This window comes from Moorella glycerini, assembly GCF_009735625.1.
GTDB lineage: Bacteria > Bacillota > DSM-521 > Neomoorellales > Neomoorellaceae > Neomoorella > Neomoorella glycerini.
In genome coordinates, this window is sequence record NZ_CP046244.1 from 1,073,158 (window position 1) to 1,091,087 (window position 17,930).

General features: G+C 54.0%; 25 protein-coding genes. 22 read left to right on the top strand and 3 right to left on the bottom strand.

The genetic code is table 11. The features are described 5' to 3' along the window. The first annotated feature begins 7 nt into the window (after positions 1–7). Genes MGLY_RS05215 through MGLY_RS05235 form a run of 5 tightly spaced genes read left to right on the top strand, consistent with a single transcriptional unit; the run spans position 8 to position 2,634 of the window. Positions 8–226: a hypothetical protein gene (locus MGLY_RS05215; RefSeq protein ID WP_156272352.1), complete on the top strand. Its 219-nt coding sequence runs from the start codon at positions 8–10 to the stop codon at positions 224–226. A gap of 13 nt (positions 227–239) precedes the next feature. Next, positions 240–1,613, top strand: a complete 1,374-nt coding sequence (locus MGLY_RS05220) for a DUF2586 family protein (protein ID WP_156272354.1) — start codon at positions 240–242, stop codon at positions 1,611–1,613. Between the two features lie 5 nt (positions 1,614–1,618). Further along, positions 1,619–2,053 (top strand): hypothetical protein, encoded by a 435-nt coding sequence (locus MGLY_RS05225; RefSeq protein WP_156272356.1) that lies wholly within the window; start codon positions 1,619–1,621, stop codon positions 2,051–2,053. A gap of 33 nt (positions 2,054–2,086) precedes the next feature. Continuing rightward, positions 2,087–2,428, top strand: a complete 342-nt coding sequence (locus MGLY_RS05230; RefSeq protein WP_156272358.1) for a DUF6848 family protein — start codon at positions 2,087–2,089, stop codon at positions 2,426–2,428. 17 nt (positions 2,429–2,445) lie between these two features. Continuing rightward, positions 2,446–2,634, top strand: coding sequence for a hypothetical protein (locus MGLY_RS05235; protein ID WP_156272360.1), 189 nt, complete (start codon positions 2,446–2,448; stop codon positions 2,632–2,634). 57 nt (positions 2,635–2,691) lie between these two features. Here the strand turns inward: MGLY_RS05235 and MGLY_RS05240 are convergent, their stop codons facing one another. Beyond that, positions 2,692–3,021, bottom strand: a complete 330-nt coding sequence (locus tag MGLY_RS05240) for a hypothetical protein (protein ID WP_156272362.1) — start codon at positions 3,019–3,021, stop codon at positions 2,692–2,694. Positions 3,022–3,072: 51 nt separating this feature from the next. Here MGLY_RS05240 and MGLY_RS05245 point away from each other — a divergent pair, with 51 nt between their 5' ends. From MGLY_RS05245 to MGLY_RS05325, 17 genes are all read left to right on the top strand, one after another. Next, positions 3,073–5,376 carry a phage tail tape measure protein gene (locus MGLY_RS05245; RefSeq protein ID WP_170290929.1) on the top strand — a complete coding sequence of 768 codons (2,304 nt, stop codon included), beginning with the start codon at positions 3,073–3,075 and terminating at the stop codon, positions 5,374–5,376. A gap of 12 nt (positions 5,377–5,388) precedes the next feature. Beyond that, complete coding sequence (locus tag MGLY_RS05250; RefSeq protein WP_211662089.1) at positions 5,389–6,093, top strand: LysM peptidoglycan-binding domain-containing protein; 705 nt, start codon at positions 5,389–5,391, stop codon at positions 6,091–6,093. A 12-nt stretch (positions 6,094–6,105) separates the two neighbouring features. After that, positions 6,106–6,828, top strand: coding sequence for a hypothetical protein (locus MGLY_RS05255; protein ID WP_156272366.1), 723 nt, complete (start codon positions 6,106–6,108; stop codon positions 6,826–6,828). A gap of 14 nt (positions 6,829–6,842) precedes the next feature. Beyond that, positions 6,843–7,172 (top strand): hypothetical protein, encoded by a 330-nt coding sequence (locus MGLY_RS05260; protein ID WP_156272368.1) that lies wholly within the window; start codon positions 6,843–6,845, stop codon positions 7,170–7,172. Next, positions 7,141–7,560, top strand: a complete 420-nt coding sequence (locus MGLY_RS05265; protein WP_156272370.1) for a hypothetical protein — start codon at positions 7,141–7,143, stop codon at positions 7,558–7,560. Before MGLY_RS05260 ends, MGLY_RS05265 begins: the two co-directional genes overlap by 32 nt. Beyond that, complete coding sequence (locus tag MGLY_RS05270; RefSeq protein ID WP_156272372.1) at positions 7,550–8,695, top strand: baseplate J/gp47 family protein; 1,146 nt, start codon at positions 7,550–7,552, stop codon at positions 8,693–8,695. The genes MGLY_RS05265 and MGLY_RS05270 overlap by 11 nt, the downstream gene beginning before the upstream one ends. After that, on the top strand, positions 8,695–9,738 hold the full coding sequence (locus MGLY_RS05275; RefSeq protein ID WP_156272374.1) for a phage tail protein: 1,044 nt from the start codon (positions 8,695–8,697) through the stop codon (positions 9,736–9,738). Before MGLY_RS05270 ends, MGLY_RS05275 begins: the two co-directional genes overlap by 1 nt. Continuing rightward, complete coding sequence (locus tag MGLY_RS05280; RefSeq protein WP_170290930.1) at positions 9,735–10,112, top strand: phage tail-collar fiber domain-containing protein; 378 nt, start codon at positions 9,735–9,737, stop codon at positions 10,110–10,112. The genes MGLY_RS05275 and MGLY_RS05280 overlap by 4 nt, the downstream gene beginning before the upstream one ends. 13 nt (positions 10,113–10,125) lie before the next feature. After that, positions 10,126–10,554: a hypothetical protein gene (locus MGLY_RS05285; protein ID WP_156272378.1), complete on the top strand. Its 429-nt coding sequence runs from the start codon at positions 10,126–10,128 to the stop codon at positions 10,552–10,554. 12 nt (positions 10,555–10,566) lie between these two features. Next, positions 10,567–10,938 (top strand): hypothetical protein, encoded by a 372-nt coding sequence (locus MGLY_RS05290; RefSeq protein ID WP_156272380.1) that lies wholly within the window; start codon positions 10,567–10,569, stop codon positions 10,936–10,938. Beyond that, on the top strand, positions 10,939–12,474 hold the full coding sequence (locus tag MGLY_RS05295) for a hypothetical protein (protein ID WP_156272382.1): 1,536 nt from the start codon (positions 10,939–10,941) through the stop codon (positions 12,472–12,474). Positions 12,475–12,551: 77 nt separating this feature from the next. Next, positions 12,552–12,896, top strand: a complete 345-nt coding sequence (avd, locus tag MGLY_RS05300; RefSeq protein WP_156272384.1) for a diversity-generating retroelement protein Avd — start codon at positions 12,552–12,554, stop codon at positions 12,894–12,896. A 307-nt stretch (positions 12,897–13,203) separates the two neighbouring features. Further along, a complete protein-coding gene (locus MGLY_RS05305; protein WP_156272386.1) occupies positions 13,204–14,259 on the top strand; it encodes a reverse transcriptase domain-containing protein in 1,056 nt (351 codons plus the stop codon). Next, a complete protein-coding gene (locus MGLY_RS05310; protein WP_156272388.1) occupies positions 14,249–14,533 on the top strand; it encodes a hypothetical protein in 285 nt (94 codons plus the stop codon). The genes MGLY_RS05305 and MGLY_RS05310 overlap by 11 nt, the downstream gene beginning before the upstream one ends. Continuing rightward, positions 14,490–15,308 carry an N-acetylmuramoyl-L-alanine amidase gene (locus MGLY_RS05315; RefSeq protein ID WP_156272390.1) on the top strand — a complete coding sequence of 273 codons (819 nt, stop codon included), beginning with the start codon at positions 14,490–14,492 and terminating at the stop codon, positions 15,306–15,308. The genes MGLY_RS05310 and MGLY_RS05315 overlap by 44 nt, the downstream gene beginning before the upstream one ends. A 2-nt stretch (positions 15,309–15,310) precedes the next feature. Beyond that, positions 15,311–15,673, top strand: coding sequence for a phage holin (locus tag MGLY_RS05320; RefSeq protein ID WP_156272392.1), 363 nt, complete (start codon positions 15,311–15,313; stop codon positions 15,671–15,673). A gap of 203 nt (positions 15,674–15,876) precedes the next feature. Further along, positions 15,877–16,146: an AbrB/MazE/SpoVT family DNA-binding domain-containing protein gene (locus MGLY_RS05325; RefSeq protein ID WP_156272394.1), complete on the top strand. Its 270-nt coding sequence runs from the start codon at positions 15,877–15,879 to the stop codon at positions 16,144–16,146. 139 nt (positions 16,147–16,285) lie between these two features. On the opposite strand, the gene MGLY_RS05330 is transcribed toward MGLY_RS05325, so the two are convergent. Both MGLY_RS05330 and MGLY_RS05335 read right to left on the bottom strand, forming a co-directional pair. Next, positions 16,286–16,912 (bottom strand): TetR/AcrR family transcriptional regulator, encoded by a 627-nt coding sequence (locus MGLY_RS05330; RefSeq protein WP_156272396.1) that lies wholly within the window; start codon positions 16,910–16,912, stop codon positions 16,286–16,288. A 141-nt stretch (positions 16,913–17,053) separates the two neighbouring features. Continuing rightward, complete coding sequence (locus MGLY_RS05335) at positions 17,054–17,632, bottom strand: RNA polymerase sigma factor (RefSeq protein WP_156272398.1); 579 nt, start codon at positions 17,630–17,632, stop codon at positions 17,054–17,056. Positions 17,633–17,930 lie beyond the last annotated feature (298 nt).

Genomic DNA, 17,930 nt, shown 5'->3' on the forward strand with positions numbered 1-17,930 from the left:
CTGAAGCATGGCGGAAAAAGATGACCGGGGCAGCAAAAAGCAAAACGAACCTGAGAAAAAGCTCTACCCCATCGAGGAACTGGCGGCAAAGCAGAACCTGCGCCCGTCCATCCTGGCGGGCATGAAAATGTCATATGGCTGGGCCGATGGGCTAGCCATGACCGATGAGGACTTCAACAAGGCGAAAGATGACTGGCTCAAGCGACCGGTTCACGGTCGGAAATAGGAGGTGAACGATTATGCCGGTTTGGTCCAAAGCGGAAGTAGAGTATCTGGACAAGGGTACCGTAACGGTGAAAGACGTTACCGGGACCCATATCAAGATTGGTTACTGCACCGGACTTGCTCCGGGGCAGTTTGTGACCCTGACTGACGAGGAGAGCGTGCTGGAGAAGCTGGGCGCTGGCCCCCTGGCGGAAGCCTGCCTGGATACAATCCAGGTGCAAGGCGGTACGATTATTGCCATTGCTGCAGCGGCGAGCGTTGCGGGCACATCCACCAACATCACCCACATGGGTACCGGGCAGGCGACGTTTGTCAAAGGAGGTACCCCTATCGGCGAATATGACGTTATCCTGGCGATCACCCAGGGTGGGGCGCTGAATGCGGCCCAGTACAAGGTTTCGGTGGACGGAGGCGACAGCTGGTCACAAATCAAGACGGTGCCGGTGGATGGCATTGTTGATACGGGCACCGGTATCACCATCACCTTCAGCAATGCCGTGGACCCGGGTACCAGCTTTGTGGCGGGGGATACCTACAGCTTCAAGACGACCGCTCCCTCCATGTCCAACCAGGACTTCCTAAATGCCATGGATGTGGTCAAGAACAATAATTTTGTCTATGAATTCATCCATGTGGTGGGCGAAACCGCCCCCGCTCTGTGGGCGGTGTGCGCCACCGAGGCCGACGCCCTGGAAGCCGTGGCAATACCGACCTTCTTTGTATGCGAGACGCGGAACATCGACGATACCGAGGACCCGGACACCTATGTCCAGGCCCTGATCAGCGAAAAGGGACTTCTTGCCCACGAGCGGCTTTGCGTGGTGGCCGCAAGGCTGGAACTGGCAGACCTGCGCGGCAGGCAGCAGGACAAAAACGCTGGCGGCATTGTTACGGGGATTATCGGCAAGTCGAAAATCGAAGAGTCGGCGGGCAAGGTGCGCAAGTATAACCTGGCCCCTCCCGCCCTGGCCATCAAACCCGACGGCTTGAATGAGGGGCACCTGAAGCAGCTGAACGACGCCGGGTTCACGGTGTGCCGGACCTATAACCAGTACTCCGGCATTTACATTGAGGAAGCTAATTTGATGTCCCCTCCGGGTTCGGATTATATGTACGTCAAGGACCGCAGGCTGGCGGACACCGCCGGGCGGCTGGCCTACCAGGCGGGGATGTTCTACATGAAGAGTGAGATGTTTGAGGATGATTTAGACAACCTCAAGGCCAACATGGAAGTGCCCCTGGACCAGATGGTCAAAGACAGGCACATGAAGGGCTATGAACTGACCCTGGTGAAGGCGGCCAATGATGAGATCGTCTTTGATCTGGTGGTGCAGGAAGTGGGCAGTATCAGGAAGTTCAAGACCAGGATCAGCCTGGAGAGGGGGTAAGCTGAATGGCTGTTAACGGCAAGGTGTACGACTGGGAGAGCATCACCATTGCCCTTCCCTACGGGGTGGTGATCGGCGTGGAAAGTATTGACTACGACGATAGCAAGGAGGCGGAGCTGGTCTACGGTAAGGGCGGCAAAGCGGTTGGCTACGGTCAGGGCAACTACGAGGCCAATGCCAAAATAACCCTGCTCCGGGACGAGTACGACCGGCTGCTGGAGTATGCCAGGGAGAACGGCAAGGCCCTTTATAAACTGCCCCCCTTCCCCATCACGGTGAGCTACGCCAACGACGGGGAACGGCCCAAGACGGATGTAATCAAAGGTGCCAAGCTCACCAAGAACGCCCATAAAGCGGCACAGGGCGACAAGAAGCTCTCGGTGGACCTGGAGCTTTTGGTTACCGACGAGATCATCCGGGACGGCGTGCGGGCGGTCTAAACGATAATTTGCTGGTAAGGAGGATGTTTTCTCATGGATAACAAGAAACTGAGCGAGCTGAAGGAAAAATACGGCGAGGTCATCCTGGTGAAGGTGCCCGACCTGCAGAACCTGGATGACGACCGTGGGGACCCGGTGACGCTGGAGTTTGTCTTCCACAAGCCCAAGTCGCGGGATATTGAGCGCTTCCTCAAGGAGATGAGTAAGGACGTTTCCAGGGCCATGAAAAACCTCTGCTTCGGCCTGGTGGTCGAGGAGATGAAGGGCGAGCTGGAACGGGCGCTGGAGAAATACCCCGCCATCCATACGGGGATAGCCAACAGCATCCTGGACCGGATGGGCATGTCGGACGCCATTGAGTTAAAAAACTTATAAGGCGGGTAGACGCCCTGGTGGAGGAGATTGACAACAACTCCTTCACCGCCGGGCGGCTGCTGATCAAAAAGCACCTGCAGCGGGAAAGCGACTTTGAGCTGGAAGAGTTCGCGGAGCTTTACGCCCAGGCGCTGTGGTTGGAACGCAGGGAGATGGACCTGATGGCGGCGGCCATCGCCAAGGCATTCGGAGGGGACAAAGAATAGGCCCCTTTGCTGTAGTATAAGGGGCCTAAAGGCAAAATCGCCGGATTTTTTAAGTGGTTAAATTTTAGTGCCCTTTCCTTGTTGGATAAGTACCTTTTGGTGACATTCAAAACAGTCGAATGTCTTTGTGCCCGATAAAAGTTTATTTTTGGTATGACAGTAAGGGCAGTCAATCTTTATAGTCGAAGCAAAAATAGAAGCAAGTAAAGATATTAAACCTATCAAACCAATGACCACCCCCAAAATTATCATAGGGATGGCAATAAAAAATCCGCCGATGCCCATTAGAAGAAAGGCCATTATCGGCATGGCTCCCCAACCTGCAAAAAGCAACACTAAACTGTTTAGAACAGCGCCACCTTTAGTTTTAGCATCAATATCAGCCATCAACATCACCCCATGACCTTTATTATATACCAAAGCCTGGAGGACTGCACTATGGGATTAGAAACAATTTACAGGTTATCGGTCATCCTTAAACTGTCGGACTTGTTGAGCGGCCCCATGCGGGGGGCGCAAGTCGCCGTCAATAAAACCAATGAAAGACTCCAGGCTTTGGCTAATACCTCCAAGAACCTGATGGCTGCCGGGGGTGCCATGACCGCCGCCGGTACCGCTATATTGGGGGCGGTGTTGCTGCCCACCAAGGCCACCTTTGAGACGCAGCGGGCGCTGGGCGAACTGGCTTCCGTCGGCGTGACCGACCTGCAGGCACTGGAAAAGGCGGCCATGAGCTTCAGCAATAAGTGGGCCGGCACCACCAAGGCCCAGTTTATCAGCGCAGCTTACGACATCAAGGGAGGTATTTCCTCCCTGACGGATACTGGCGTGGCGGAGTACACCCGCCTGGCGGCCCTGACGGCCAAGGCCACAAAGGCCACTACCGAGGAAATGACGTCATTGTTCGCCACTGGGTACGGGATCTATAAAGACATGTACAATAAGCTGTCCGATGAGGCGTTCGGGCAGATGTTCTCGGGCGGGATCGCGGCGGCGGTAAATCAATTCAAATCCACCGGCCCACAGATGGCGCAGGCCCTGACCACATTGGGGGCCGCGGCTACCAGCGCCAAGCGGCCCATGGAGGAGCAGCTGACTGTCCTGGGTATGCTGCAGGCTACCATGCCAGGTGGTGAGGCCGGAACTAAGTACCGGGCCTTTATCCAGTCGGCGGCCAAGGCCGGGAAGGAACTGGGCCTGTCGTTCGTGGACAGCAAAAACCAGCTACTGGGCGTTACTGAGATCATCGCCAAACTACGGGCTAAGTACGGGGATACCCTGGACGCTATCGAAAAACAGCAGATCGCCAAAGCCTTCGGCACCGACGAAGCAGTGGCCATGATCGATCTGTTGTATCCAAAGTTGGATTCTCTCAAAGACAATATCGGCAACATCCGCGAGGCCATGAAAGGCGGCACTAAGGTCACCCTGGAGATGGCCAGGGCCATGAACATTGACCCAGGTTCCCGGTGGCAGATATTAGGTCAGCAATGGCAGAACCTCAAGGAAGTCGTTGGTGGTGAACTCCTACCAACTTTTAACCAGATTATGGATAAGACAGGCGGCTTCCTGCAACGTTTGACGGACCTGGCGCAAGCAAACCCCGGCGTGGCACGCAGCATTGGGTTGGTTGCTGCTGGAGCAGGCGTTTTATTGGCTGCGTTAGGAGGGGCCTCTCTCCTAATTGGGGGTGTGGGCTATATGTTTACTCAATTAGTTAAACCCTTACGTTTAATTAGGGAGGCTGCTGGGCCGATACAGGACGCCTTTCTTACCCTCCGCATCCGGGGCATGTACGCCGCCGACTCCCTGCGCAAGGGCTTCAGCACCATCCGGGCCGGGGCGGCCAGCGCCGGGCGCGGCGTGGCCCAGCTGGCCATCAGCACCGCCCAGCTGGCCCGGCGGGCGGCTATAGCGGCGGCGGGCGGCCTGCGCAATATGGCGGTGGGCCTGGTACAGCTGGCCCGGCGCGGCATTATGGCGGCGGCCACCGCCCTGCCCGGCCTGATCGCTTCGGTGTGGAGCTTTACGGCGGCGCTTTTGGCCAACCCCATCACCTGGGTGGTGATGGGAGTTATCGCCCTGGTGGCGGCTCTGGTCCTCCTGTGGCGCAACTGGGACGCGGTGACGGCGGCCTTCGCCAGGGGCTGGGAGTGGATCAAGAACGTCTTTACCATGGGTAAGCAGTGGCTGGCCGAGGCCCTGACGGGCATGAAAAACCTCATTGTGGGCAAGTTCACCGAATTTAAAGAGTCCGGCGCGGCCCTGCTGCAGGCGTTCGTAGACGGCTTGAAGAGCATGGTCATGCAGCCTTACGAAGTGGTTAAGGGCGGGCTGGCCAAGCTACGCAGGCTGCTCCCCTTCTCCGACGCCAAGGAAGGCCCGCTGTCGCAGCTCACTAAAAGCGGCGGAGCCTTGATAACCACACTGGCAGGCGGCATCTACGCCAAGCAGCATGTGCTATACGCTGCCATGAGCGACGTGCTGGGCGGCGCGGGGCTTACTCCGGCCCTGGCCGCCGGTGGCGAGGGGTTCGCCGCCCCGCCGCCCGGACTGGCCAAGACGACATCCGTCAATATTCGTGAGATTTTCCGTGAGCGGTCTATTACCAGGGAACGGGAACGCAGCGTGGAAACCCGCCGGGGCGGGCCGCTGGTGGCCCTACATTACTACGGCAACGACCGGGCGGAAGCAAGGGACCTGCTGCGGGATCTGGAAGCCTGGTTGAGCCGCAACCAGTAAGGAGGTGGCACCGTGGCGACCATAAAAATCGACAACGACAACGGCGAGGTGATGGTGGGCAACACGGTACTGCCTGGCGTTTTTGAAAGCATCGAGGTGGAAGACGACACCCAGGCCGACCAGGTGGAGATCCAGGGCAAGGAAAAGCGCTCTAACCAGCGGATAGCATATAACCCTACCCGGATCAGGCTGAACCTCACCCTTTTAAACGACGAATCCGGGCCTGCGGTGCAGAAACTGGAGGCCATTCATAAAATCTACCGGCCATCGCGGAGCGTTAACACGCCGCAGGTCTATAGCATTATCTCCCCGGAAGCCCAGGCCCACGGGGTGGACCAGGTGACCTTCGCCTCCTTGAGAAGCCGGAGCACCAACCTGGACGACACCATTTTCGTCAACCTGGAATTCGAGGAATACATCGCGGTGACCGTCCCGGTCCGGGAACGCCCGGTGAGCGGCAGCACGACCACCTATACCGTGGTCAAAGGCGACACCTTGAGCGGGATTGCGGCCCGGTTTGGGACCACCGTCCAGGCCCTGGCAACGGCCAACAACATCGCCGACGTAAACCTTATCTATGTGGGCCAAAAACTGGTCATCCCGTCCGGTGCAGCAAGTTCATCACCGTCGCCCGCCCCGGCGCAAACGGCGAAGGATTCCCTCTCTTGGACCACGGAGGATATCGCCATGGCCCAGGACGACGACATGCCAAGTTAAGGGGAGTTAAGGATGCCGACGCAGCTGTTTTTAGGAAACGCCATAATCCAGGACGGGATTGAATCCTTCGATTGCTGGCGGTCACGCAAGGAGCCTATCGATGTTTTAAACTTCACTTTAAGGCCGCAGGTAAGCATAAGGGTGGAAAATAAGGCCCCGGTAACATTCCTGCTGGGGTTGCCTGGGGGCACTCTAAAGCCGGTATTCGCTGGGGCAATCGACCGCACGGTTTCCCCTTACCGGGCCAGGGACAAGATGGCGGATATGATGCAGCCAGTAAAACAGGCTTTTACCGACATTCTCCCCCAGGAGGTCTTAAGCTATGTGTTAAAGATGAAAGGGATTGAAAAGGCGGAGCTTTCGCCCAAACAATTCCCCCGCAAGAACTTCGTGGCCGACGCCCCCACTTTCTACGACCTGATCCTCCAGGTGAACAGGGCATGGGGAGTAAACTACGACGGTTATTTCGACGTGGAACAGACCTTCCACTGGCATGAACGCAAGGAGCAGAGCAAGCTACCGATCTTCGCATACGGAGAGAACATTATCAACCTGGAATTCGATGGAACCGCAGGCACCCTTTTGACGGTGCTGGTGCCGGAAATAGAGCACTCGCAGCTCATCGGCATCGAGCACCCGGATGTGGAAGTTCAGGAAGTGCTGGTGGATACAATCCACCACTATACCAACGATACCGGCGGCTTGAGGACGGAGATATTTTTCAGTGTTCCGTAGGAGGTGCGCAACTATTGGCGGACAGGATCCAGACTTTTATCGACGGAGTGAAGCTGGTTTTAGAACGGGAGTTTCCTGACCTGACAGGGGCTTACCGTTACCCCGTCCGCGCCAGGGTCATCAAGGTCCAGGGTGCGGGCGCTGATATAGAACTGCTGGATAAGGACGGCGGGCCATCCCCCCCCACCCCCCCCCGCCGTCCCCTACCCGGCAGGAATGGAGCTTTTGCCTGGCGATCTAGTCAGGGTTGGTTTTTACTACAACGACCCGGCCCAGGCGTTTATCGCAGCCAAGATATAGGTGGTGAGCAAAATGGCAGAGCTGGTGGACATTCTGGTGGATGATGACGGTAACTTCGTCCTGGCACCGGATGGCGACGCGGCAGTAGTGACGGACAAGGCGGTCATCCTCCAGGACATCAAGCATGAGATTATGACCTACCTGGGCGGGATCCCCTGGCACCCCGAGTACGGGGGCAAGCTCCAGGAGTACCTGAAGGACGAGGGCACGCCCATCAATCAAAAGGCAATGGCACGGGAACTGGCGGTCATAGTGGCCAAGCATCCCAACGTGTTGCCCGGCAGCGTCTCGGCGGCGGTTAAAGCCTGGGAAGGCGAGGCGATTGAACTGGAGACCGGGTTCCGGTACACCCTGGAGGAGTCTGCCGCTGAAGCCAGCGCCGCCCTTGTGGTGATTATTGATAAGACCGGAGTGAGGGTATATGAAGCCTGAAGACTTGTTGGAACTGAAGACCTTTGAGGAATTGATGGACGAGGCCGTTCAGGAGCTGCAAAGCCGCCAGTTTAAGATAAAGAACTTCCGTCCAGGCCGGATTTTTTACACTCTGCTGGAACTGGCCATGCTGGCCGTAGCCAGCCTGTTCAAGCTGCTGCCCAAAGTCCTGGACCAGCTCTTTTTGAGCACCGCCAAAGGTGCCTGGCTGGACATCGTGGCCCAGGACCGGGCGGGCGTGTTCAGAAAGCAGCCGCAAAAGACGCAAGGCGTAATCAGGGCGGGGCGGAATAACCCTGCTGCAAAAGCGGTGCTGCCGGTGGGGGCGGTAGTTACCACTGAAGAAGATGCTGATGGCAATGTTTTGAGATATCTGGTTACCAAAAGGACTGTTCTGGACGCGGGGGTGGCGGAGGCTACCGTCCCCGTGGAGGCAGAACTGGGTGGCGCGCGATATAACGTCGGGCCGGGGCGGATTACCAGGCTGGCCACCTTCCAGGCAGGGATAGATTACGTGACCAATGATGCCGACTGGATCACCCTGGAAGGTACGGACCTGGAGGATGACGAAAGCCTGCGCCGCCGGGCGATGAATAAGCGTACCGGCATCTCTTACGGCGGCAACCAGGCCATGTACCAGAGCATGGCTGAAGAGATTACCGGCGTGGCCAGGGCCAGGGTGAACACCAAACAACCGAGGGGAGAAGGCACTATCGACGTGGTGATCATCGGCACCGAAGGGGTGCCCACCCAGGCGGTCATCGACAAGGTGAAGGAAAAGCTGGATAATGACGGGTCGGCTATTGCCGACATCGCCGTCTACCCGGCGGAAGAACTGGTCGTGGATATCACTGCCACCCTTTACATCGACCCTGTATATGGTGACCCTGCTGTCATTGACCCGAAAGCCAGGTCTTTGCTTGCGGATATGTTTAAGGTGACACCGGTGGAAGGAGTCCAGCAGATCAACATCGACTATGGCCTGGACAGGTCGTTAATCGTGGCCAACCTGCGGGCGATTGAGCGCGTCTTCAGCGTGGAGTTGCTTCAACCGGCGGAAGACATTAAGACCACCTTCAAGCAGATCCTGGTATTGGGCCAGGTGAACCTCACCATACTGGGGGCTGATGTCTGATGGGTTTCGGTGAAGAGCTTTGGAAACTTACGCCCCCTTTCTTGAAGCGGGCGGCCCGTAAAGAAGACAGCGACACCTGGGTCTGGCTTAGTACACTGAGTGCTGTTTTTGACCGGGCGCGGGAAAAAGTGTTCCTGGTGCGCAGGCAGGCCCTGGTCCCCACGGCCAGCGGGCCTGCCCTGGACTGGCACGGGCGGGACTGGAAAATGCCCCGCTTTCCGGGAGAAACGGACGAGGCATACCGGGAACGGCTCAAGAATGCGCCGGAATTTTACCTGCGGTCCGGCACGAAACGTGGTCTCCGGGCCGTGCTGGAGGCCCTGGGGTATCCAGATGCTGAAATTTACCCGTTGTACAAAGAGAAATACAAGTTCCGCTTCCTGGATGAAAGCTGGGGATTGGGCGACGGCTTAACTTTGGAACCGGTGGTGCCAGACGCCAGGCTTGACTACCTGGGCAAGTGGTCCCAGTTGGCAATTAAACTCAATATTGGAGACCAGCCCTTTACATCCGACCAGCATGACATTTTGATGAAGCACCTGGATATGGTCAGGCCGCCCGAAGGCAGGATCTACGCCGTGATGTTCAGCGTGGTAGCAGAGACCAAGATACTGTACCATGTCTTAGGCAAGCTGACGGCCACTCTGGAGGCCATGACCTCAACCGAAGAGACCGTCCTGGATCGGAAAAGGGTACTTGACGGCAGCTGGCAGCTAGGAAGCAGGCAGAGGTCTTTAATACATGCGACCATTGAGACGGAAACCAAGCCGCTGCAAGAAAAGCCGGTCTATCATACCCTGGCTGAAGGGATGTGGTATCTGGACGGCGGCGGCCCGAGGTACCAGCTGGACGGGAGATGGACGCTTTCCGCTCCCATTACCCTGGGTGATACCATCATTCGCCTGGACGGCCAGCATACCCTGGTGGAAGGATTAAAGCTGGATGCCAGCTGGGTTTTGGACCAGTATGCCGAACTGCGCCACAAGTGTTCCATCACCGAGTGGAAAGACGGCCAGCTGACTGAAAGGAGGTGGCTGCAGTGAACGAAGTAACCACAACACAGGGTAAGATTGACCTGGCCAGGGCCAGGGCCGGGGAAATACCCATCCCCAAGATCACCTATATCGCCCTGGGCACCGGCGGGCACGAACCGGGAGACCCGACCAAGCCGGTACCCCCTTCTCCCGACCAGTTGGCCCTGGAAAATGAGATTTTACGGAAACCCGTGAGCATCGAGAGAACCGGCAATGTGAACCGCTACTGGATCGAACTTGGGAAGGACGAGGCCAATGGTCAGGTTATTACCGAAGAAGGGTTAATTGACGAGAATGGCACCCTGGTGGCCGTCAAAACCTTTGGCGGCAAAACAAAAGAAATCGATACTACGCTGGTCTTTGACTGGTACGAAAACTTTTAGGAGGTGAAGCTCCATGCCGGATTTAATTGGCCAGGACATATACAAGGACAGGATTAGGGAACTGGAAATAACCGACCCGGCCCACCCGTCCACCTGGAACACGAATTACCAGGACCTTATTAACAATGACGTGCATCTAAAAGGGCAAATCACTGGGATTCAAAATGAGATCGAGACAGCCAGGGGAGGTTTCGGCAGCCTTGATGCCCGCCTGGATGCCATGGAAACCCAAACGATGCAGGGGGAACGATCTTTTGCCTCGACCAGCGGCGTGACCGTGACCCACAACTTGGGCCACACGAACTACATTGTGAACATCGCGGCCTTGGCGGACACCGGCGGCGACCTGGGCGACGTATATGTGGTCAAGGCGGCTAATGCCTTCACAGTTTACAATACCGGAGGCTTTGCTGGGCCATTCCGGTACCAGATCATGACATAGGAGGGTTGACAAATGGCGATTATGCAAACGGATCCCAGGCGACCCAATGAGGCCGTGGCCATTGACCCGGCAAATCCCAACCGCATCCAGGTGTCTCCCTTTCCGTATTTCGGGGGGAACACCGCGCCAGCAACCATCGACGCCACACCCTTCCAGGGCGGCCCGCTGCGCGTGTACCTCGACCCGGATGGCAGCATATCGACCGACTTGTATCGCGATCATTACTGGCTCCTGGCCGAGGCCATCCTCCCAGAGCGCCGGTACGAAAACAAACCTACCGGCCAGGTGGACGAAAACGGCCAGCCCATGATGGCGATGGTGGAGCTTCCATTAGATCTGAATGACGTGGAAATCATAGTATTTCCTCTTCCGGAGGTGGTATAAGTGGCAAATATTAGTAAGTTGTCGCTTGCGGCATTGCGTGATTGGCTATTGAGCCAGGTTCGGGAGCAAGTATTTTGGCACAACTCCAAATCTGATGGCACTGGCACCATGGTGGCCAGTGTGATGGTCTACATCCCGCGCTTTCGTGTACCTGCAGGTATATGGGAGGGATGGCCTCCAGTCGAAATCAAGTCGCCGGGGTTCTGGTTCGATAAATATCCTTGCAGCCAGCCTGATGCAACTTCGCAGAGCCGTGGCAGCACGTCTCCCAACTCCCCCGGCCTGGTGGCCGCAGTAAGCCAGGCGGGGGTGGTACCCTGGACGGACATCAACCAGCCCAATTCCAAGATAGTTTGCAGCAACAGGAAAATCAATGGCCGTTCCTGCCACCTCATAACCTTGGAGGAAGCCAGGGCTGTCATGTTCGTGAAAGAACTCATCGGACATGTCCTGTATGGAAACAACTACTGGGGGCGGGATTACCGCGATCCTGCTTCTTGGGAGTATTATGGAGAGCCCGACCCGGTGGTCGCTTCATATACCAAACAATATTCGCCTACCGGGTATTCTCGCGTTTTAACCGGCACTGGGCCGAACAAGTGGGCGCACAATGGTCTTGCAATCGGCGGCGCAATGGATTTTATCAGCTTCTGGCAATGGACGGATTTTGAAATTACCGATGGCCGCTACCAGGCGGTTAAGAAGGCGGCTATAAATGATGTCGATGGCATCACCGCCGCTGACACCGCCATTGTGATCGACGGGGTAGAAAAGCCGGAGTTTTGGCCTGTAAATAATGGGCTGGTCTTAATCAAGGCTGAAGGAACGAACACGGACGAATATGTGATCTATGACTCCTTCGTGGACAACGGCGATGGTACCTACACTCTCAGCGGCTGCCAGCGTGGCCAGAAGGGCACCGCTGCCAGTGCCCACGCCAACGACGCCTTGGTGCAGCAAATCACTGACTACTGCGTGATACCGGGCGGCTGGACCGCCAAGATCGCTGATGCCGGACTCGATAACACCGCCAACCCAGCCACATTTACCTACAGCGACCTGGTGTTGGGACCGGGCGGGGCCAACCCGGCAGTGAACGACGTTCTCCAGTGCCAGAACGAGCAACTAATTATTACGGCTGTCAACGGGAACAGCATCACAGTCAGTCGTGGAGCCAATGGCTCAACCGTGGCTGCCCATGCCCAGGGGATCGGCATTGCGCGTATTTCACCACAGATGACGAATGATAATGTGGCAGCTACTGGTGACTACGGCGCATACCAATTTAACAGGATCGTGAGCTTCAGGACTGAACCGGAACTGCTGGCCCTGGGCCTGCCTGCTTCTGTGTCCTCTGGCGGCTCTAGCCGTTTTGGCGATGGCTTCTGGCTGCGGGTCTATGGCCAACGTGCGGGCCTTGTTGGCGGGGACTGGGCCAATGGGTCGAATGTGGCCCGTGGTTGGGCGGTCAACTTGATCTATCCGCCGTCGTACGCGAACTTCTTCATCGCCCCCCGCGCCGCTTTGCGCCTGTAACCTGAATCCTGAAAACTGAAATCCTGATGGCCCCGCGATAGCGGGGCCAGGGCAAACTTATTTTGCAGGAGAAATTGATGACTAAGAAGTTTGAGCTTGAAGAGAAATGCCGGGAGATGATGGAATTCGCTTATATGGCCCTTCGGGACATCCCGCGTGACTATCGCTATACATTAGGGGCAGACATCCGTAATTCGGCCATGAATTTGATGCAGTTAATAGTCCGCTGCAGAAAACGCTATTACAAGAAAACCACCTTAGAGGACATGGATATCGAATTAGAAACACTTCGTTCATTCATCCGCATAGCGGCAGACACTAATGTTATTTCCAAAGGAGAATATGGTGCTTGGGCTGAAAAGCTAGACGAAATCGGTCGCTTGATTGGTGGCTGGCAGCGATCCGTTAGAAATAAGCAATAAACTATTAGGGCTTGGGCTGAAACGTGCGGGCCTTGTTGGCGGGAACTGGGACAATGGGTCGAATGTGGCCCGTGGTTGGGCGGTCAACTTGAACAATCCGCCGTCGAACGCGAACATCAACATCGCCCCCCGCGCCGCTCTGCCTGAAACAAGCGAGAAGGCGGCTGCTTACGGGCGGTCGTCCCAGGCACAGGCAAAGGAGCCCTGGTCCTTGTCGCGCCTGCTTTATGGCCGGCAAAAAATAAAACACGCCAGACCCGGCTGGTAGGAAATGAAGGCCGGAATCTGGCCTGGTTGGAGGATGAAGATGAGGACTTACGATAATCTATACCCGCAAATTTACGACTTTGGAAACCTTTACGAGGCATATTTGAAGGCGCGGCGCGGGCATAGGTATGACCCGGACGTCCTCGTCTTCTCCAGCAACCGGGAGAGCGAACTGATCGAGTTGCAGAATGAGCTTATCTGGAAGACTTATCAGACGGGCCAATACCGCCGGTTTTATGTACATGACCCGAAAACCAGGCTAGTGGCCGCCCTCCCTTTTCGGGACCGCGTGCTGCACCACGCTCTGTGTAATGTTATTGAGCCGCTTTTTGAGCGGAAATATATCTATGACAGCTATGCCTGCCGGATAGGCAAGGGAACTCACGCCGGTGCAGACCGGGTAACGGAATTTCTCAAAAAAGCTGCAAGAAAATGGCCCAAACCCTACTGCTTGAAAGCCGACATCAGCAAATACTTTCCGTCAGTGAGGCACAGCACCCTCCTGGGGATAATCAAAAGGACTATTGCTTGCGAAGATACTTTATGGCTTATCCAGGAAATCCTATCAAGCTGGGCGGATACAGCCGAACCGGATCCACGAGGGCTGCCCATTGGAAACCTAACCTCCCAGTTATTTGCAAATGTTTATTTGGATCAGTTGGATCACTTCATAAAAGAAGAGCTGCAAGTACCTTATTATGTTCGGTATATGGATGATTTCGTCATAATTTCTGGCGACAAGAAGGAACTGTGGCGGTTGAAGCAGGAGATAGAAGATTTTCTTGACGCCAGGCTTAGTTTAAAACTAAATGACAAAACTGGCATATTTCCTGTATCCCACGGTGTGGACTTCCTGGGGTACCGGATCTGGAAAGACCATCGCCTGTTACGCAAGCGAAGTACTAAGAGGATTAAGCGTGCCTTAAAACACTTCCAGAAACTTTACAGCCAGGGCAAAATCGACTTCGAGAAGATCAACACCACTGTTCAAAGCTGGTTGGGACATACAAAGCACGCAAACAGTTTTAATTTCAGAAAGAAACTCTTTGACACTTTTTCGTTCATACGGGGAAGAGGTGATGATCATGAAACTTAAAGGTTTTTGGAATGATCCAGAAGGGTTGTCTATCGGGGATATAGTTATATGGGCTACGTTGCCCCCTTGGTTATATACGGCCTATCACTACGCTTTGGCAGCTGATTTAAGCGGGAACCAGGTTGACTTCTTTTTAACTCTAACATACCCGCTGTTAATGGTTTTGGGCGGCAAAGCTATTTCAGACCTGCCGCCGCTTAAAAGGCTGAAAATAGAGTTTCCAATCTCAGATGAAAGGGATGATCGTGGTGTCAACTCAAGCCCGAGGATATGAATTGAAGGAAATGCTCCTTACTTCTGGACGCGGTGGTCGTCCAGGACGCAAAATTCAACCCAAGGCCCTGGTGATCCATTGGACAGCCAATACTAAAGCAGGAGCCGACGCGGTAGCCAACCGGAATTATTTTGAGGGGCACCCCCAAAATAAGGTTTCAGCCCACTATATTGTAGACGACCACCAAGTTGTTCAGTGCCTGCCCGAAGACGAAATGGGATATCATGTGGGGGCTTATCGATATCAGCCGAAAGCACTGGAGTTATTGTCCTCTTACCCCAATAACTGCACCATCGGTATCGAGATTTGTGTCAACGAAGATTGCGATTTCAGGCGGACATACTGGAACACGGTGGCCCTGGCGGCTGATATTCTTCAGCGCTATGGCTGGGGTATTGACCGGCTTTGGCGGCATTATGACATTACCTGGAAAGATTGTCCGAGATTCTTTGTAAATGACGAGACCGCATGTGCATACGGCTTTACATCGGCAGCGGAGGGTTGGGAACAATTCAAGTCTGATGTTAAAAAAGAAATGCAAGGAAAGGGGACGGATAGAATGTTCACTGACATGAGAGGGCATTGGGCCGAAAATGATGTCGAGGAAGCTGCGAAATTGGGCCTGGTGGCCGGGAAGGGGGACGGAACTTTTGGTCCTGACGATGGAATGACCAGGGCGCAAGGAACGGTGGTGAGCCTACGGGTTTACAAGAAGCTAGAGACTAAAATCATAGCGCTTGAAGAGCGCATCGCTAAATTTGAAGGGAGGGCTTAGGAATGCACGATTTATTAATGCAGGTGCTTTATGATGTTCTGGTACTTCTGGCCACAGTCGCAGCTGGCTATGCCGTGGCCTGGTTACGGAAAAACCTTGGCGTTGAAGGAATGCGAAAGGTGGAAGTTGAACTGGCTGCCAAACAGGAGTTGGCCTCGTTGGCGGTCCGCTTTGTAGAGCAGGCTTATCGTAATTTACATGGAGAGGATAAATACCAGAAAGCAGCAGAATGGCTGGCGGCGCGGGCTGGTGAACTAGGCATGACAATGACGGCAGATGAAATCAAGGGACTTATTGAGGCTGCGTTAAGGGCATTCAAGGATAGATTTGGTGAGCAGTGGGCGGCAGAGACGACTGGCAGTTAAGCAACAAAATTAGGCAGGGGGTTGAACTCCTGCCTACCGCTCTTATACAACTAATTATGCAAAGAAATTTTTTGCATCGCTCGTGAGATTTTTTTGCAAAACGCGTGCGAAGCTACAGCAGTTTTGTTGCTTTTATACGTTATGACCTTGTTATTTGTTCTCCGGGGATATATAATTTTTCTTAAGTAAGGTGAAAAGAAGAAATGAATATGGCTAAACATTATGAAATAGTTAAAGTTAAAGCGCGAGGAGAAATGGTCTTGCCAGCACCGGGAAAGTTATTGGGAATAAAAGAGGGCGATCAGTTAGCAGTATATGTCGATGGTGAAGAAATTATTCTCCGTAAATTGACACCCTTTAAAAAAGCTAGTTCTAACGACGCTATTTTTAAATTAATCGGTATGGGGGAAGGCCCATCTGACCTGGCCGAACACCATGATTTTTATCTTGCATCTGATGATAAGGAGATTTGATACCCACTATGAGCAGTTTGGATTTAATGTTGTTGGCCGTGCTGGTTAGTACTTTGCCAGCCGCAGGCAGAAGAGCAGTAGCAGGCCAAAGTGGCCCAGGTAAACGCCCGAAATAAGGGACCGCCAGGGATCCTTTTATTTATAGCTTCAAGTTGTTATTTGTTGAATTTCTTTGATAGCCGGCGAGCAGCATTATAGCCCGGTAAATATTATTAACCTGTTCTTTGAGAGTAAGCCCTTCTTCATTCAAGCGCCAGCGCACAATGGTCCCCTGAATGAGCCCGATAAAAATGTAGGCCAGGCTTTTGGGATCGAATTCTCCCCGGAAAATACCTTTATCCATGCCTTCGTTAAATATCGTTTCAATCCAGGAGGTATAATTATTCACCAATTTCTTGATGTTCTCCTTTAGACCGGGATAGCCGGTGTACAGTTCATCTGAAAAAATGATCCGGGGCATGCCGGGGTTGGTTTCTAGTAAAGCCAAATGTGAATTTAAAATTGACCGCAGTTTCTTTTCGGGGGGAAGGTTGCTCCTGGCTACTCCAGCGGCCGTATCAGATAGGTTACTACCTACACTATGTACGGCTGCCTGCAGGATTTCTTCCTTGGTGGCAAAATGTTTAAAAATGGCACCTTCCGTCAGTCCTACTTCCCGGGCGATGGCTGCTGTTGTAAGATGAGTTAATCCTTGACTGGCAATAATTTTTAAGACGGCGGCTATTATTTGCTGTTGCCGGACAGCAGTGCTTTCTTTAGAGTTCACAGGCTCTTGCCTCCCTAATTTACACTATGAGGTCAACGGCTAAAGCATAGTAATTAATTACTTGCCTAACATTTTAACATTTTCCGCTGCATTGTTCAATTACAAAATGTCGGGTTCCAGGCTTTCCCGGCTTTACTACCCTTATGGCAAAATGCCCTCCTTGGCCAGCTTCCGCTTCAAGGATTCTCTACCGCGATTTATGCGCGATTTTACTGCAGTTTCTGAGCTTTTGGTGATCGCGGCGATTTCTTTATAAGAATAACCATTCAGCACCCTTAAACCCAGGGCCAACCTGCAGTTCAATGGAAGCTCACCCATAGCACGCCACAATGTCTCCCAAAGCTCTTTTTTCCTCACCTTTTCCTCCGGGTCGTCAATACTGCCGGCTATCTCCCAGCTTAGTTCACCATCCTCGGTAGTTACTGCAGCATCCAGGGAGAACAACTGGATCTTCTTCCGGCGCCTCCACCAGTCAATCCACAGGTTGACCCCTATCCTGTGCAGCCAGGCCTCAAAACTGCGACCGTCATTCACAAAGTTGGCCAGCGCTATGTACACCTTTATTACTATCTCCTGGGCCAGGTCTTCAGCGTCAGTATGGTTCCCGGTGAGAGTAAAGGCTAGACTGTAGATTTTCTTCTCATAGGCTGCCAGCAGTTCTTCAAAGGCTTTCGTATCGCCCTCTTGGATCCTGGCTATCAAATCTTCGACTTTGCCCATGGGTACGCTCCTTCAACTCAAGCAACAATCCCAAGTAAATGACCACTTACCTATAAGCACGAAAAAAAAGCCCAAAAGTTTCGCCCTGGGCAAAAATTTTTAACCATGAAAAGCGACGAGTTGTGCCAGCCAGGATGGAGCTGTATTCTAACTGATAATAAGTTAGTATTTACTTACTTCAACCTTAAAATCCTAGCAAAATCCATGCCTAACCTCAAGGCCCATTATCATTTATGTAAAATAAAGGTATAGCAATCCGGTTAGCAGGCAGCCGTCTCTAAAAAATAAAACGGATCTC

Coding starts and splice junctions, on each gene's coding strand:
- MGLY_RS05215 (WP_156272352.1), top strand. CDS start 8: ATGGCGGAAAAAGATGACCGGGGCAGCAAAAAGCAAAACGAACCTGAG.
- MGLY_RS05220 (WP_156272354.1), top strand. CDS start 240: ATGCCGGTTTGGTCCAAAGCGGAAGTAGAGTATCTGGACAAGGGTACC.
- MGLY_RS05225 (WP_156272356.1), top strand. CDS start 1,619: ATGGCTGTTAACGGCAAGGTGTACGACTGGGAGAGCATCACCATTGCC.
- MGLY_RS05230 (WP_156272358.1), top strand. CDS start 2,087: ATGGATAACAAGAAACTGAGCGAGCTGAAGGAAAAATACGGCGAGGTC.
- MGLY_RS05240 (WP_156272362.1), bottom strand. CDS start 3,021: ATGGCTGATATTGATGCTAAAACTAAAGGTGGCGCTGTTCTAAACAGT.
- MGLY_RS05245 (WP_170290929.1), top strand. CDS start 3,073: ATGGGATTAGAAACAATTTACAGGTTATCGGTCATCCTTAAACTGTCG.
- MGLY_RS05255 (WP_156272366.1), top strand. CDS start 6,106: ATGCCGACGCAGCTGTTTTTAGGAAACGCCATAATCCAGGACGGGATT.
- MGLY_RS05265 (WP_156272370.1), top strand. CDS start 7,141: ATGGCAGAGCTGGTGGACATTCTGGTGGATGATGACGGTAACTTCGTC.
- MGLY_RS05270 (WP_156272372.1), top strand. CDS start 7,550: ATGAAGCCTGAAGACTTGTTGGAACTGAAGACCTTTGAGGAATTGATG.
- MGLY_RS05275 (WP_156272374.1), top strand. CDS start 8,695: ATGGGTTTCGGTGAAGAGCTTTGGAAACTTACGCCCCCTTTCTTGAAG.
- MGLY_RS05285 (WP_156272378.1), top strand. CDS start 10,126: ATGCCGGATTTAATTGGCCAGGACATATACAAGGACAGGATTAGGGAA.
- MGLY_RS05290 (WP_156272380.1), top strand. CDS start 10,567: ATGGCGATTATGCAAACGGATCCCAGGCGACCCAATGAGGCCGTGGCC.
- avd (WP_156272384.1), top strand. CDS start 12,552: ATGACTAAGAAGTTTGAGCTTGAAGAGAAATGCCGGGAGATGATGGAA.
- MGLY_RS05305 (WP_156272386.1), top strand. CDS start 13,204: ATGAGGACTTACGATAATCTATACCCGCAAATTTACGACTTTGGAAAC.
- MGLY_RS05310 (WP_156272388.1), top strand. CDS start 14,249: ATGAAACTTAAAGGTTTTTGGAATGATCCAGAAGGGTTGTCTATCGGG.
- MGLY_RS05315 (WP_156272390.1), top strand. CDS start 14,490: ATGAAAGGGATGATCGTGGTGTCAACTCAAGCCCGAGGATATGAATTG.
- MGLY_RS05320 (WP_156272392.1), top strand. CDS start 15,311: ATGCACGATTTATTAATGCAGGTGCTTTATGATGTTCTGGTACTTCTG.
- MGLY_RS05325 (WP_156272394.1), top strand. CDS start 15,877: ATGAATATGGCTAAACATTATGAAATAGTTAAAGTTAAAGCGCGAGGA.
- MGLY_RS05335 (WP_156272398.1), bottom strand. CDS start 17,632: ATGGGCAAAGTCGAAGATTTGATAGCCAGGATCCAAGAGGGCGATACG.